General features: G+C 64.6%; 8 protein-coding genes. 1 reads left to right on the top strand and 7 read right to left on the bottom strand.

The window, feature by feature from the left end; genetic code table 11:
* Window position 1: 1 nt before the first annotated feature.
* From ACWKSV_RS01295 to ACWKSV_RS01305, 3 genes are all read right to left on the bottom strand, one after another.
* The gene (locus tag ACWKSV_RS01295; protein WP_076718028.1) at window positions 2–1,117 is read right to left on the bottom strand and encodes an acyltransferase family protein; all 1,116 of its coding nucleotides are present in this window, start codon (window positions 1,115–1,117) and stop codon (window positions 2–4) included.
* Window positions 1,118–1,122: 5 nt separating this feature from the next.
* Window positions 1,123–3,408 carry an alpha-N-acetylglucosaminidase gene (locus tag ACWKSV_RS01300; RefSeq protein WP_237243563.1) on the bottom strand — a complete coding sequence of 762 codons (2,286 nt, stop codon included), beginning with the start codon at window positions 3,406–3,408 and terminating at the stop codon, window positions 1,123–1,125.
* 81 nt (window positions 3,409–3,489) lie between these two features.
* Window positions 3,490–6,219: a TonB-dependent receptor gene (locus ACWKSV_RS01305; RefSeq protein WP_483666833.1), complete on the bottom strand. Its 2,730-nt coding sequence runs from the start codon at window positions 6,217–6,219 to the stop codon at window positions 3,490–3,492.
* Window positions 6,220–6,918: 699 nt separating this feature from the next.
* Here ACWKSV_RS01305 and ACWKSV_RS01310 point away from each other — a divergent pair.
* Window positions 6,919–7,676 (top strand): IS5 family transposase gene (locus ACWKSV_RS01310; RefSeq protein WP_156884132.1). Its coding sequence is split into 2 segments (ribosomal slippage): window positions 6,919–7,252 and window positions 7,252–7,676, totalling 759 coding nucleotides; the frame shifts between segments, so codons are not numbered across the junction.
* Here ACWKSV_RS01310 and ACWKSV_RS01315 read toward each other — a convergent pair.
* From ACWKSV_RS01315 to ACWKSV_RS01330, 4 genes are all read right to left on the bottom strand, one after another.
* Window positions 7,607–10,249, bottom strand: a complete 2,643-nt coding sequence (locus ACWKSV_RS01315) for a TonB-dependent receptor (protein ID WP_483666834.1) — start codon at window positions 10,247–10,249, stop codon at window positions 7,607–7,609. The two genes, ACWKSV_RS01310 and ACWKSV_RS01315, sit on opposite strands and share 70 nt — an antisense overlap.
* Window positions 10,250–10,853: 604 nt before the next feature.
* Window positions 10,854–11,840: a FecR family protein gene (locus tag ACWKSV_RS01320; protein WP_076715587.1), complete on the bottom strand. Its 987-nt coding sequence runs from the start codon at window positions 11,838–11,840 to the stop codon at window positions 10,854–10,856.
* Entirely contained in the window at window positions 11,833–12,339 is a 507-nt protein-coding gene (locus ACWKSV_RS01325) for an RNA polymerase sigma factor (RefSeq protein WP_076715589.1), read from the bottom strand. The genes ACWKSV_RS01320 and ACWKSV_RS01325 overlap by 8 nt, the downstream gene beginning before the upstream one ends.
* Before the next feature lie 148 nt (window positions 12,340–12,487).
* Window positions 12,488–15,217, bottom strand: a complete 2,730-nt coding sequence (locus ACWKSV_RS01330; RefSeq protein ID WP_076715590.1) for a TonB-dependent receptor — start codon at window positions 15,215–15,217, stop codon at window positions 12,488–12,490.
* Window positions 15,218–15,264: the final 47 nt, after the last annotated feature.

A 15,264-nucleotide genomic window follows, 5' to 3' on the forward strand; every position in this document is an offset into this window, starting at 1 on the left:
CTCAGACTTTGAGAATGATCCCCTTGCGATCCAGCACCCACCCGAACCCGCAGCAGATCAGCGTATAGGCCAGCGCGCAAAGCAGCGACCCCACCGGCCCCGGCGCGACCGGCTGAAACGCGTTGAGGCCGACCCAGGTATAAAGCCCCTCGCCATCGACATGGATCAGCTCCAGCACGACGACGAGCAGCTCGGAGAACAGATAGATGGCGAGCGGATTGCGCCCCAGCATCTGGAGGAAGGACCGCCCGACCTTCACGCCGCGTATCTCGACCAGCCACAGCACCGCGCCCAGCAGGATCAGGTCGATGCCGACGGTCAGCGCGACGAAAGAGCCGGTCCACAATTTCTTGCCGATCGGCAGCATCGGCGACAGCAGCAGCGCCACCACGACCAGCCCGGCCCCGATCGCCGCCAACCGCCCGACGGTCGCCGCGTGCTTGCCCCAACGCTGGATGGCCAGCCCTGTCAGATAACCGGCGATGACATTGGCGGTAGCGGGCAGGGTGCCGAGCAGTCCCTCGGGATCGAAGCCATGGTCCTTTTTATACAGATGCTCCGGTCCGATCAGCCACAGGTCGAACAGCGTGCCCGCATTCTTATACCGCCCGAACGCCTCGCCCGCCGGGCTGAGGCCGACCAGGATCGCCCAGTGTGCGACGACCAGACCGATCGCGACCATCACCAACTGGCTGGGCTTCAGATAGCGCGCACACAGCGCCCCCAGCAGATAGCAGAGCGCAATGCGTTGCAGCACGCCGGTCAGCCGGGTGTCGGCAAAGGGCTTGGCGACCCAGCTCCCGTCCGGCTGATGGGTGACGAAGGGGAACCAGTACATCAGAACGCCGAGCAGGAAGATCAGCGCGGCCCGCTTCAACACCCGACGCAGGAAGACATGTTCGGGCATCGGCCGGGTCAGCGCGAAGCTCATCGCGTTGCCGACCGCGAACAGGAAGCTGGGATAGATCAGGTCCGCCAGCGTGAAGCCGAACCACGGCGCGTGCTGCAACTGGGTGAAGGCCCCGCCCGCGCCCGCCGTGTTGACCACGATCATCAGGAAGATGGTCGCGCCCCGGAACATGTCGAGCGAGGCGAAACGCTCAGTTCTGGCGGTCATGGTCGTCACCGGGCGGTCTCCTGCATCAGCGCGCGGGCCTCGGCCACCGGATCGGCGGGGGCGCTGGCCTTGTAGGGGCGGGGATCGGCGACCCATGCCTTTTCCCAATCGAGCAGCTTGGTCGTGAACGCCGCATCGTCGACCGGCCGCTTGGCGAGGGCGGCGGTGCGTGCCTCGTTGAGATAGGCCATCCAGCGCGGCAGGTAATAATCGGCATACATGCCCGCCCAGGCCTTGGACGCGTAATCGCCCAGATGGCCGCGGCCGCCCCAGACCGTCACCTGCGCCTTGGCATTCTGTTCGTAGGCGGTCTTTTCGGCGGGCGTATCGCCATAGGCCCGCGCATCGGCGATCCAACTGGCGAGGCTTTCCTGCTGTCCGCCGATCAGATGGTCGATGGCAAGGGCCATCGCCTTGACCCGCGCCGTCTCTCGGTCGCCGGTCGCGACATCGCCCTTCTGATAGGCGGCAACGGCGGCCTTCACGCGGTCGTCCAGCGACAGGCTGGCGGCGTGGCGGGTCAGGTCGACCAGATCATAGCGGTAGAGCGGGCTTGCACCATAGGCCGGCGCGAGCTTGAGCATCGCCGCGATCCCGGCACGCAGCTTCGCCCGGTCGCCCGGTTCGGCGGGATAGGTCGGCGCATCGGCGGCGGGACGCTTGAAGAAGAGATAGGCGCCCGCCCGCTCGTTCCACCAGCGCGGCGTCCAGTAGCGCACGTCATAGGCACCCGCGACCACGTCCTGCCATGCTGCCGTCATCGCCGGATCGCTCCGGCCATAGCGGGCGGTGGTGTAGCGGCTCAGCCAGGGGCCGAGACCCATGTCGCCGCCCGGCCAGGCCACATCATAGGCATAGTCGTAGATCAGGCTATTGCTGTGCAGCCCTTCGGGGAACATGCCGAAGCCGCGCACATGACCACGCCCCTTGTCGGCGAACATCGCCGCCACGTCGCGGCGATAGAAATCGGGCGCGCCATAGACCGGGTTGCTGCCGCCATAATTATGGACATAGCCGTAAACCCAGTTCTTGCCGTCGAAGCCGTTCGTCGTCTTCCAGATGCCCGGATAGCGATCGTTGCCGATGTCGAGGATCAGCATCTTCTCGTCCGGCACGTCGCGCAGGAAGGCGGCGATGGCGTCGGGCGTCCAGAATTTCTTGTCCGCCCCGAACAGCCAGCCCTGCATCACCCAGGTCGCCCCCGGGGCGGCGGCGGCGATCGCGGCGTAGAGCCGCTGGCCATAGGCCGCCAGCCGGGCGTCGCGGACTTCGCGGGGCAGGGCGGCCGCCTTGGTCGCCGCGTCCAGTGCAGGTGTGTTGGCCGTCGCGTCGCCATAAGCGGCATTCACGGTATCGCTGCCATCCTCGGCGATGGGCGGCACCATCTCGTTAAAGGCGTCGGCGAGATAATATTGCCCCGGCCCGTATTCGGCGGTGTAGAGTTGCAGGAAACGCTTGGCGAGCGGGGCGAACAGCGGATCGGACGGGTCGAGCCAATAGGTGCCCTCGAACCCCTCCCAGGATCGCATCTTGTAGATCCGCGCCTTGGGATGCGCCTCGGCAAAGGCCTTGGGCACATACCCGGCAAAGGCGGGCAGGATCGGCGTCATGCCCAGGTCGCGCATCCGGGTCAGGATACGCTTTTGCAACGCGTGCTTCTTGTCGATCCACCCGGTGGGCAGGGGCGCGCGATAGCCCTCTATATTGCCCATGCGTTGCCACGGCAGGAAGGCGGGGCCGGAGAAATGTTGCGCCAGTTGCGCCTCGCTCAAGCCCTGTTCGCGCCATAGCTGGCGCCAGACATAATCCTGCCCCTCCATGGCCAGCGGCATGTCGACGCCGTGCACCGCCATCGCGTCGATCTCGCGTTCCCAGCGGGCCCAGTTCCACCAGGGCGTCGTATAGCCATAGGTGCAGGTGTTCAGATAGGCGCGGATGTTGAAGGGCGAGGATACCCAGCCGCTGTCGCCGGGCGTCAGGCGGGTCATCGGACCGACGCGATCGCCCTCCCAACTGACCGACAGCCGCCCTTGCGCATTCAGCATCGCCGCCGCCCCGCGCACCGCCGCGACGGGCGAGGAGGCCTCGACCTTCAGCCGGTCATGATCCACCCGGACCCGGTAGCGGGGTGCGGTCGAAGGCTGGATCGCGACCGAAACCTGCCGCTCCGGCACGCCCAGCCGCCGGAGCACGGCGCGGGCGGCCTGTCCGCCATCGCTTTGGGCATGGGCCGTCGATGCGGTGACGAACAGGGTGCCGATCAGGCCGAGCGCGGGGAATAAGGTCTTCACGGGCGGCATTGTCCTCAAGGAAATCCCGAAAGGAAAGGGCGAACCGACCGTCCGGCCGACCCGCCCCCCCAATCGGGAAGATCAGAACCGCGTCGACACCGACAGGTAGAAGGAGCGGCCATAGAAGCTCGTCTCCTGCCAGATCGCGGGATTGTTGTTGTAATAGGCCTGTTCGCGGCTGTTGTTCAGGTTGATGATCCCGGCCGCGAAGCTGAGCGTCTCGTTCGGGGTATAGCCCGCGCTGAGGTCGAACTGGGTGCGGCCGCGCACCGTATGCCTCTCGGTCGCGAAGAAGCTGTCCGCACCGTTCTGGACATAGGAGCTGCGGTAATTGGCCGACAGGCGCAGGCTGAAGTGGCGGTTTTCCCAATAGGGCGTGATGTTGACCGTGTCCTTCGACAGGTTGCGCACGGTAAAGCCGGTGCCGATCGCCACCTGGGTCGGGATGACGCGGGTGTAATTGGCCATGAAGCCGAACCCGTCGACCGGCAGGATGCGGTCGAGCGACTGGTTCCAGCCGAACTCGACGCCCCGGATGCGGATGATGCGCGGGTCGTTCGACGTCTGGGTGACGTTGTAGATATTGCCCGAACTATCGACGCAGTCGCCGCTCGACGCGCGGCTCAGTGTCGTGCCCCGGAACGAGGCCGGGCAGACCAGCGACGAGAAGGTGCCGTTCTTCACCCATTTGTAGAAGCCGTTGACCGAGATCGCACTGGCCGCGCCATAATACCATTCCGCGCCCAGATCGATCTGATCGGCGGTCAGCGGCTTCAGCCCCGCCTGGCCCAGATCGACGGTGACGGTGTTGGTCCCGGCGGGGAAGGTGTTCGCCACCGACGAGGTCGTCTGCGCCATCGAGGTATTGGCGTCCAGGATCGGGCGGACCAGCACCTTGGCGGCGGCGAAACGCAGTTGCAGCTTGGAGGTCGGCTCCAGCACCAAGGTCAAATTGGGCAGGACGTTCTGATAGTCCTGGCGCGACGTGTAATCGCCGATCTTGTTGGTGACGTTGGTATAGGATCCGGTGCGCGGGGCGGTGATATTGCCCTTCACCACCTGCAACGTATGTTCGTACCGTACGCCGACATTGCCGCGTAGCGGCGCGTTGAACAGCGTCGTGTCGATATTGGCCATGGCATAGACCGCCGGGATATAGCGATCGACGGTATAGCTGGATTCCGGCGCGGGCAGGTCCGGCACGCTGATCCCGGCCCCGGCCAGCGCTTGGCTGTACGCGCCGATATCGGGGGCGATCCAACTGGTGGGGATGCTGCCCATGCCGTTCAGGAAGCCGCCGACCGGATAGCTGCTGCTCGACAGCGCCGGGAAGACGGTGGCGGTGGCGCCGGGGCGGTTGGCCAGCGAGGCGAGGTCGTGGCGGCCGACATCGCGTACGAAGCTCTCATGCCGATATTTCGCACCGACCGCGAATTGCGAGATCGGTCCCAGCGACACGTCCTTGGTCACGTCGCCCTGACCGGAGATTTCCTTGCCCGTCGTCCGGCGGGTCGCGCCGACCGGAAACTCGTTCCGCACCAGCGTGGAGCGGTTGTAGAGCGCCGGGTCGGTCAGATTGGCCGCCACGCTGTATTTGACGTTGAACGGATCGGTGATGTCCAGCGTGGCCGACGGGATGGTGACGCCCAGGATCGCGGCATCCTCGCGCGAATAGGCATGGCCGCGCGTATAGTTGCCGACCGCGCGCGCGGTCCAGCCATCCTCGCCCCGCCACTTGGCGCTGAGCGTGTAGCCCTGGCTCGACAGCTTGCGGGTTTCCTCCTGGCGGTTGTTCTCCAGCGTGAAGTTGGTCGCGGTCGTGACCATGGAGGCGCCGTTCGCCACGCTGACCGGAGTCAGGCGTGCGGTGTTGAACAGGAAGACCTGCTGGTTGACGTCGTAATGGGTGTCGTCACGCGCATAGATGGCGTTGGCGTCGATCTCCCACTGGTCGTTGGGCCGCCACTGCACGCCGCCGCTGCCCATGATCTGGTCGATCGAGCGGTCGATCCGGCGATAGCGCGGTCGGCGCGGCACGGCGATCGTCGCGCCGTTCACATTCTGCGTCGCCCAGCGGTCCTGGAACAGATAGTCGGCGCGATCCTTCAGCTTCTGATAGCCCAGATTCAGATAGACGCCGAGCGTCCCGCCCGCGAGCTGATCGACATAGCTGGCGCCGAATTTGGGCGTGATCGCGCGGCCCGCATATTCGGAATTCTGCGCCTTGGCCGACAGCACGACTTTCCGCGTCTTGTAATCCAGCGGCTTCAGCGTGTTGATGTTGACCGTGCCGGACAGGCCCCCGCTGTCCATGTCGGCGGTCGGCGACTTGATGACCTGTACGGCATTGGCCAGCTCGGTCTGGATGATGTCGTAGCGGAAGCCGTCGGTGAAGTCGGCGCTCTTGAAGGTCTGGCCGTTGATCGTGGTCAGGGCGTATTGCGGACCCAGGCCCCGGATGCTGATCGTCGCACCGCGCCCGTTGATGTTCTGCATCTGCACGCCCGAGATGCGCTGGATCGATTCGGTGATGTTCTGCGCCGGGAACTTGCCGATATCCTCGGCGGAGATGCCGTCGCTGACCCGGATGTCCTTGCGCTTGGTGGCGAGAGCCGAGGCGATGCTCTGGCGATAGCCGGTGACGGTGATCTCGTTTTGGCCGTCCTCGGCCGCCGCCTGGGCCGTGTCGGCGGTGGGTGTGGTCTGTGCCAGTGCGGGCGCGGCTCCCGCGACCGCCACCAGCCAGGCCGTGCCATGAAGCAGGCCCGTGCGCGTCGGGCGTCGTTTCTCATTTGGTTGCGATACAGTCATGGTCTTCCCCCCAAGTCGACCGGCCCCCGACATGGCACCGGACGTCGAATCCGATCGGACGATGTCGCCGTCGCGCGGGCAGGGGGGAGCATCGGCCGGGACGGCAAAACCGTGCCCGAGCCCGTCGAGCCGGACCCATTGCTTGCGTCGAACCGCGTCACCTTCCACCGATCACCGTCACGACCCCCGCTGCATTTTGCAGTCGTGGTGGCGCGCGCCGTTGATCGAAAACGTCTTCCTGCTTCGCGATGTTGTTATCTTATGGTCTTATCGGTGACATGGAATGGTCTGACCTGTCAACGGTTGCAGCTCGCCGATTGGTCAAAATTATTGCATCTGGGTTGAGGCGGAAAAACCGTTCCAGATCAGCAATATGAGCCTCTTCCGAATGGCAAAAGCCGCCTTGTGGGCGGCTTCCGTCCCAAGAAAAGGAAGGGCGGTCCGGTCCACATGGCCGTCCGCCCTCCAGGGGGAGGTTTAAAAGCGCGTCGATGCCGAGAGGTAGATGGTGCGACCCGTCCGGCTGGCGAGCTGGAAGGTGTTCGCGTTGGTCTGGTAGGCGTCTTCGTGCGTGTTGTTCAGGTTGATGATGCCCGCCGTGAAGCTGAGATAGCTGGCGGGATTGAAGCCCAGCGCTAGGGTCAGGACCCATTGATGTGAGCGTCGCGATCTGATTCAGGCTCCACGAGGAGACTGGTGATGAGCGACCTTTTTTGGCTGACGGACGATCAGATGGAGCGGCTGCGGCCGTTCTTCCCCAAGAGCCACGGCAAGCCTCGGGTGGATGACCGGCGGGTGCTGAGCGGCATCGTCTTCGTCAACCGCAATGGGCTGCGCTGGCGGGATGCGCCCAGCGCCTATGGTCCTCACAAGACGCTGTACAACCGGTGGAAGCGCTGGGGCGAGCGTGGCGTGTTCACGCGCATGATGGAGGGGCTGGCTGCAGGCGATGCCGAACCGAAAACCGTCATGATCGATGCGACCTACCTGAAGGCGCACCGCACGGCATCGAGCCTGCGGGTTAAAAAGGGGATCTCGGCCGCCTGATCGGACGCACCAAGGGCGGCATGAACACCAAGCTCCATGCCGTGGCCGACGCGAACGGCCGCCCATTGAGCTTCTTCATGACCGCAGGCCAAGTCAGCGACTACACCGGCGCGGCAGCCCTGCTGGACGACCTGCCAAAAGCGCAGTGGCTGCTCGGCGACCGCGGCTACGACGCCGATTGGTTCAGGGACGCTCTCCAGGCCAAGGGCATCCAGCCATGCATCCCGGGCCGACGATCGCGCAACGAGCCGGTCAGATACGACAAGCGCCGCTATCGGCGTCGCAGCCGCATCGAGATCATGTTCGGCCGCCTCAAAGACTGGCGCCGCGTTGCCACACGCTACGATCGCTGCCCCACGGCCTTCTTTTCCGCCGTTGCTCTCGCGGCCACCGTCATCTTCTGGCTGTGATCAACGAGTCCTGACCCTAGGTCCATCTGGGTGCGCGGGCGCACCACATGGGTCAGGCCGCCATTGACGAAGAAGCTGGATGCCGCATCCTGCACGTACGAGCTGCGGTGGTTGACCGACAGCCGCACGCTGAACATCTCGTTTTCCCAATAGGGCGTCAGGTTCCAGGTCAGCTTCGACAGGTCGCGCAGGTTGAAGCCGGTGCCGATCGCGCTGGCATCGGTGTCGACCATAGTGACGTTGCCGACCGCGCCGAAGCCCTTGACGGGCAGGATCGCATCGAAATTCTGCGACGCGCCCAGTTCCAGCCCCTTGATATGGATGACCCGGTCGTCGTTCAGCACCCGGCTGAAGCTGTAATCGGTCTTTAGGTCGGCCGACTGGCAATCGCTGACCACGCCGTTTAGCGCCACGCCGTCGAACGAGCCGGGGCAGTAGAATTGGGTGAAGGTGCCGTTCTTCACCGCCTTGTAGAAACCGGCCAGCGTGATCGAGTTGCCCTTGCCGTGGTAGAATTCCAGGCTGAGGTCCAGCTGGTTGGCGGTCAACGGCTTCAACCGGCTCTCGCCCTGCGCCACCGAGACGCTCGGACGCAGGCTGGTGGTGACGCGGCTGATCGTGTCGGCCATCTGCGTCTGGCTGTTGAGCAGCGGGCGGACCAGCACCTTGGCGGCGGCGATGCGGGCGACCAGGCGCGGCGTCAGGTCCAGCGCGAAGCTGGCACTGGGCAGGACATTGCCATAATCCTGCACGACATGCTGCTGGCCCAACAGGGTCGCGTCGCTGCCGGTGCCGTTGGTCAGGCTGCTGGTGACGTTCTGATGGGTGTGTTCGTACCGGACGCCGACATTGCCGCGCACCGGCAGGTCGAACAGCGTGCCGTCGATATTGGCCATCGCATAGACCGCCGGGATATAGCGATCGACCTTGTAGGTGTTGGGCCAGTCGGGCGTGTCGGGCACCGAAATGCCCTTGTCGCGCAGGATCTGCTGCCACAACGGAGCATTGACCGACAGGAAGCTGTGCGGGATCGACATCGATCCGCCCAGGAAGTTGTTCACCAGCACGCCCGTCTTCGACAGATCGGGAATCCAGGCGAATTCGGGATAGGTGACGGGATCGCTGACATCGGCGTCGCGGTCGTGGCGATACGCCTTGGTATCGAAGCTTTCGTGATGATATTTCGCGCCGATGACCAGCGCCTTGATCCCGTGCCAGTCGAGATCCTGGGTCAGGTCGGTCTGGATCGCGCGGTCGCGGGCCGACTGGATATGCGTCGCACCGTCGACAAAGGCGTACCAGGTGCGGTTCGCCATATTGTAGATCGACCCGTCGGTCAGGCTGGCGGTGTTCCAGCGGACGTTGAACGGATCGGAAATGTCGAGCTGGCCGCCGTTCGCGAAGCGCACCTCGTCGATCGTCGCCCATTCGTACAGCTTGGCATCACCCTGGGTATAATGGCCGACCGCATGGATATGGGTGGTGTCGGTCGGGCTCCAGTTGACGGTGCCGGTATAGGCCTGCGTCTGGAGGTTGCGCAGTTCGGGCTGGTCGTTGTTGTCGACGTTGAAATTGCTGATCGAAATCTTGTCGGCCACGCCGTTGGACGTGCCGTTCACCGTCACCGCCGAGGCGGCCCAGCGGCCGAAGACCATCTGGCGGGTGTCGTAACGCGTATGGTCGCGCGAATATTCGCCCTGCAACAGGACCTCGAAATTGTCCTGCGGCTTCCACTGGATCGCGCCGCTGCCCATCAGCTGCTCGGTGTCGCGGTCGATCCGGCGATAGCGGAGATTGCCCGGCACCTGAACATTGGCGGCCCCGGCCACGGCGCCCGGCTGATACCAGTTCTTGATGAACAGATAGTCGCCGCGATCCTTCAGCTTCTGATAGCCGACGTCCAGCATGACGCCGATCGTGTCGTCGGCGAAGCGCTTGATATAAGCCGCGTTGACCTTGGGCGTCGCGTCCTTGCGATAGTCGGAATAATAGCCCTTGATCCCGGCGATGAAGCTGGGGCCCTTATAGGCGAGCGGCTTGACCGTATCGATGTTGACGGTGCCCGCCAGGCCGCCCGTGTCCATGTCGGCGGTCGGCGACTTGATGACCTGGATCGCGCTCGCCAGATCGGTCTGGATGATGTCGTAGCGGAAGCCGTCCTTGAAGTCGGCGCTGGCGAAGGTCTGGCCGTTGATCGTGGTGCGGGCATATTGCGGGCCCAGGCCCCGGATGCTGATCGTCGAGCCGCGACCGTTGATGTTCGACATCTGGACGCCCGCGATACGCTGGATCGCTTCGGTGATGTTCTGGGCAGGGAACTTGCCGATATCCTCCGACGAGATGCCGTCGGTGATGCGGATGTCGTTGCGCTTGGCGGCGAGGGCGGAGGCGATGCTCTGGCGATAGCCGGTGACGGTGATCTCGTTCTGCGCATCGGCCCCGGCGGTGTCGGCCTGGGGCGTTGCCTGTGCGGCATCCGAGGCGGCGGCGATGCTGGTGGTGGAAGCGGCGGCGGGGCCGCTGGTCTGCGCCATGGCCGGCGCGGCGATCATCGCCGAAGCGGCCCAGGCCATCGTGAAGGCCGTCGTGTGAAGCAGGCGTTTGCGCCGAAGACGCGACGCATCGTGGCACGGTGACATGGTCATGCTCTTTCCCTCCCTCTGATCCCTGCGCGGGCACATCGCGCCGGGCTTCCCCGAGACTTTGCCGAAAAGGACCCTTGTGACCGGCGGAAAGCAGGGGGCGTCGGCGGCCGGAACGGGTGAGCGTTCACGGACCGGGATCGGCCGTCTCATCTGCTGCGTCGGGACGCGGAGCCTGTCCGAAGTCCGCCGTCATAAAGGCCGCCTGATCCTTTGGACCATGTACGACCGTCACGCCGAAAGACCGAATATTTCTTCCTGCATCGCGGTGTTGTAATCTTATGGTCTTATCGGTGACATGGAATGGTCATGCCTGTCAACGGGGCCGGAAATGGTTGCACGCAAAAATTGGTCAGAACAGTCATGCGCAAAAAATAAGCACTATATTACAGCTAGTTACACGTTATGAAGATTTTGTCATGAAAGGTCCCCCGGGGCATATTCATGCCGATCCGGTCTCCCGCGGACGCAATGAGCCGACCGCTGCAACGTCGAGTCTGAATTGGTATTGCGGATATTGGTTGGGCCAATTAGCCTATTTGATCCGGCCGGTGCGCGACACATGGATGGTCTGGCCATCATCCCTGACCGACAGATCGAAGAGCGCACCGATCAGCGTCAGGCTCTCGACCGGCGTGTCCAGTCGGAACCGACCGTTGAACGTCTCCTCCGTCAGGGCCGGATCGGCCAGCCGGATCGGCCGCGTGCTGTAACGGCCCAGCCGGGCGACCGCATCGCCCAGCCGGATCCGGTCCCCGCTCAGCCAGTGGTCCTGCCACCCCTGATAACGGGCGACGTCGAAGTCGTGCACGACGATCCGCCCCGCGCCTGCCTCCGCCCAGTGGCCGCCGGTCACGACCACCGCCGCCTGACCCGGCACGGTCAGCCGCACGCGCCCGCGATAGACGCGCAACTCGCTATGCCCCGCGCCGCGATCCACGCTGAAATTGGTGCCCAGCGCGACCATCTGGCCTTCGGGCGTGGTCACGGCAAAGGGGCGGGCGGCGTCGTGGCGCACCTCGAACCGGGCCGCTCCGCTTTCCAGCCGCAGGTCGCGGCCACTGCCCGAAAAGGCGATGGCAACGCGTGAGTTCGCATCGAGCGTCATGTCCGAGCCATCGGGCAGGGCCACCTGACGCTGCTGTCCGACCGTCGAGGCATAGACCTGCTCGACCGGCGTCGCGTCCGGGGTCGCGACATGCCAGACGAACGGCGCGGCGATGATGGCGGCCAGCCCGGCGGCGAGGCCCATCGCCACCCGGCGGCGGCGCACCGTCCCCGATGCCACCCAGCGACGCGGACGTGCGCGGGGCGGGGGGATGGCGGTGTCGCGCGAGGCCTGCTCGACCACATCGAACAGCGCCGGATCGCCCAGCAGCTGCACCATCCGCGACAGCGCCGCGCGGTGCTCCGATGCCGCGTTCAGCCATGCGCCCAGCTCGGCGCGTTCGTCAGGCGATAGCGTATCGAGCCGGTCGGCCCAGTCGGCGGCCTGCTCCAGCATGGTTTCGCGATCAGTCATGCAGGCGACCTCCCCGCACGGGCAGATCGTCGATGCAGCCGTCCAGATCGATCATCGCGCGGACCAGATGCTTCTTCACCGCTTCGATGCTCAGGCCCATGTCCTCGGCGATCTGCTGGCGCGACTTGCCCTCCAGATGCCGTTCGACAAAGACCGCGCGGCGTTGGGCGGGCAGGCGCGATAGGGCGGCCTGAAACCGGTCGTAACGCTGGCGATAGTCGAGGATCTCATCGGCCAGCGGCAGGGCGCAAGCGATCTCGGGATCGACCGGCGCATGATGCTCGCCACCGCGCCGCCCGCGATTGTAGATGACCGAGTCGGCCACGCGAAAGCCATAGGCGAGCGGCTGGTCGATGACCTGCTTCCGCTCCTGCTCGATGACCCGCATGATCGCCTCCTGCACGATATCCTCCGCCTGTTCGGGTTCGCGGATTCGCCTGCGGACATAGGTCAGCAAACGCTCGCGCCCCTCCGCGATCCAGGCGTTCGCGGCGGTCATTCGGTCCCGTTCAGGAAGAGCCGGTTGCATCGCATCCGGGGACAATCCTCGTCGAAAAAACACCGCGCCGGCCCGTGACGGGCCGACGCGGCACAGGGGGCCCTTGATATCCCGCACGGGCAGGACATCAAGGGCGTTGGGATCAGGATCAGAAGGTGACGCGGATACCGCCCAGCAGCGTCGAGCCCGAACGGGTCACGACGTACAGACGCCGGGTGCTGTTCGAATATTGCCGCTCGCGCTGGTTGGTCAGGTTGATGCCGTTGAGCGTCAGCTGGACGTTCTTCGCGACCGAATAATGCGCCGACATGTCGACATAGACCGTGCCCTCGAACCCGGTCACGTCCTGGTCCGGCCCCAGCGCCGTCAGCACCGGCGAGGCGCTGAAGATATAGCCGCTGCGGTAATTGGCCGAGACGCGGGCGTCGAACGCCTTGTCCTGGTAATAGAGCGTGGCGTTGGCGTTATACTTGCTCAGGCCCTCCAGCGTGGTCGGGATGCTGCCCGCATAGATCTTCGAATAATCCAGCCGCGAGTCGACATAGGTGAAGTTCACCGCCGTCCCCAACCGGTCGAAGGGGGCGGGCAGGAACTTGAAGTCGGTCTGGCCGGATAGCTCGATGCCGAACAGGTTGGTCTTCGCCAGGTTGACGGGGCGCGAATAGCTGTCGACCACCGTCGATCCGGTCACGCCCGGATAGAGATTGTCGGGCAGGCCCGTCTGCGAATAGGGCACGTTGTTGACCGTCTGGGTCGAGATATAGCCGTCAAGATTCTTGTAGAACAGGGCGGCGGCGACATAACCGACCGAGCCAAAATAATATTCGGTCGAGATATTATAGTCGTTCGACTTGTACGGGCGCAGGTTCGGGTTGCCGATCGACACGGTGACATTGCCATTGTCGTTCGTCACCGAGCCATTGACCGCCAGCGCACCGAGCGCCGGACGGTTGATGTTCTTCGACGCGGCGAAGCGCAGCATCAGGCCGGGGTTCAACTCGAAGATCAGGTTGGCTGCGGGCAGCACGCCCTCATATTCGCCGCGCACCGTGACGGGGCCGACATTGGCCGTGCCGTTCGAGGTGACGGTGGTGCGATAATAGCGCGCACCGATATTGCCGCGGAACGGGATGCCGCCCAATATGTGGTTCCAGTCATACTGGACGAAGCCCGCCGCCGTCCGCTCCTCGACCGCATAGACGCCGATCTTGTTGGTCAGATATTGCGACCGGTCGATCCCCAGCGTCTGGAGCATCTTGGGGAAGTTGACGATCGTCCAGTCCTGGCCCGAATAGCCGGTATAGGTCTGGGCATAGGCACTGGGATTGGCGTTGACCTTGCCCGACACGAAGCTGCTGGTCAGGATATTGTCCTGCTCGGCATAATAGCCGCCATTGGCGAAGCGACGCCATTCGCCGCCCACGCTGATCGTGTCGTCGGGGCTGAACTTATAGTCGAAGCGGCCCTTGACGTTGTCGAATGCCGAATCCTGGAAAGTGTTGTTCGCGTACAGGCGCTTGGCGTGCCAGAAATTGGGGTCGGCCGTGTTGAACTTGTACGTGTTGACCAGCGAATAGGTGCCGCCGCGATAGTCGGAGATGACGTCGCCAAACCCTTCGAGGGTGAACTTGTCGTTGACCGGCATGTCGTAGCGCGAACGCTCGACACCGCCCAGCCAGGTGAACTTCAGGCCTTCGACCAGCTCGGCATCGCCGCTCAGCACGACCTGCTTGAAGACGTTCTTGGTGTTCTGGACGCGGGTTTCGGTCGACGCCTTGCCGCCCGACACGTCGAGATAGGTCACCTCGTTACGGTCGTTCCACTGGATCGCGTTGACGCGCGAGTTCGGATAGACGGTGCCCGCAAAGGTCTCGCCGCCGCCCAGCCAGGTCGAGCTGCCGCCGCCGCGCGAGGCGAGGTGGGTCTCGAACCGGTCGCCCTTGAACTGGCCGTACAGGCCGTCGAGCGTGACATGGACCTTGTCGGTCGGCGCCCATTGAATCGACGAGGTCAGGCCGATCCGCTCCTGCTTGCTGTCCCACACCGACAGGCGGTTGCCGCGCGCGAACAGCAGGTCGCCCGAATTGATCTTGGCCTGCTCGGCGGCGGTCAGGGTGCTGATGTTGCTGCCGTTCGCGCGGTTGCGGCGCCAGCGATAGGTGTCGAAACCTTCCTCACGGGTGTTGCGGCGGCTGTAAGCACCCGACACCAAGATGCCGAAATTGCCCCAGTTCTTGGAGATGAGGCCGGTCAGGCGCGGCTGGAAATCGCGGGTCAGCGTGTTGCTGCCGCCCTGCGCCGACAGCGCGATCTTGCTGCCCTTGTAGTCGAACGGGCGTGCGGTGAAGAGGCCGACGGTGCCCGCCAAACCGCCCTCGGTCTGCTGCGCCTGATACGACTTTTCGACATCGACATGGTTGAACAGTTCGGCGGCGAACAGGTTGAAGTCGAAAGCGCGGTCGCGCGTGCTCTGGCCGCGGCTGTCCTGGGGCGAGTCGACATTGCCCAGCACTTCCATGCCGTTCAGCTGGACGCGGGTGAAGTCGGGGCCCAGGCCGCGCAAGGAGATGCGGCGACCTTCGCCCGCTTCGCGGTTGATCGCGACGCCCGGCAGGCGCTGCAGCGCCTCGGCCAGGTTCAGGTCGGGGAAGGCGGCGATGTCGGAGGCCGAGATCGAGTCCTTGATGATCGTCGCGTCACGCTTCGAGTTGCGCGCCTGCGCCAGGCTGGTGCGGTATCCAGTGACGACGACATCGCCCCCTTCGTTGGTCGCCCCGCCGGTGGCCTCGGCCACCTGTTCGGCCTGATCCTGCGCCAATACCGGCTGCGCGACAAACAGCGCGCTCGACGCCAGCAACAGCGTCCGCTTCGTTCCCATCACTTCAAACCCCCAAAAGACAAATGGCTCGTCCAGCCATAAGGACG

Source organism: Sphingomonas sp. SphC10 (assembly GCF_057004845.1).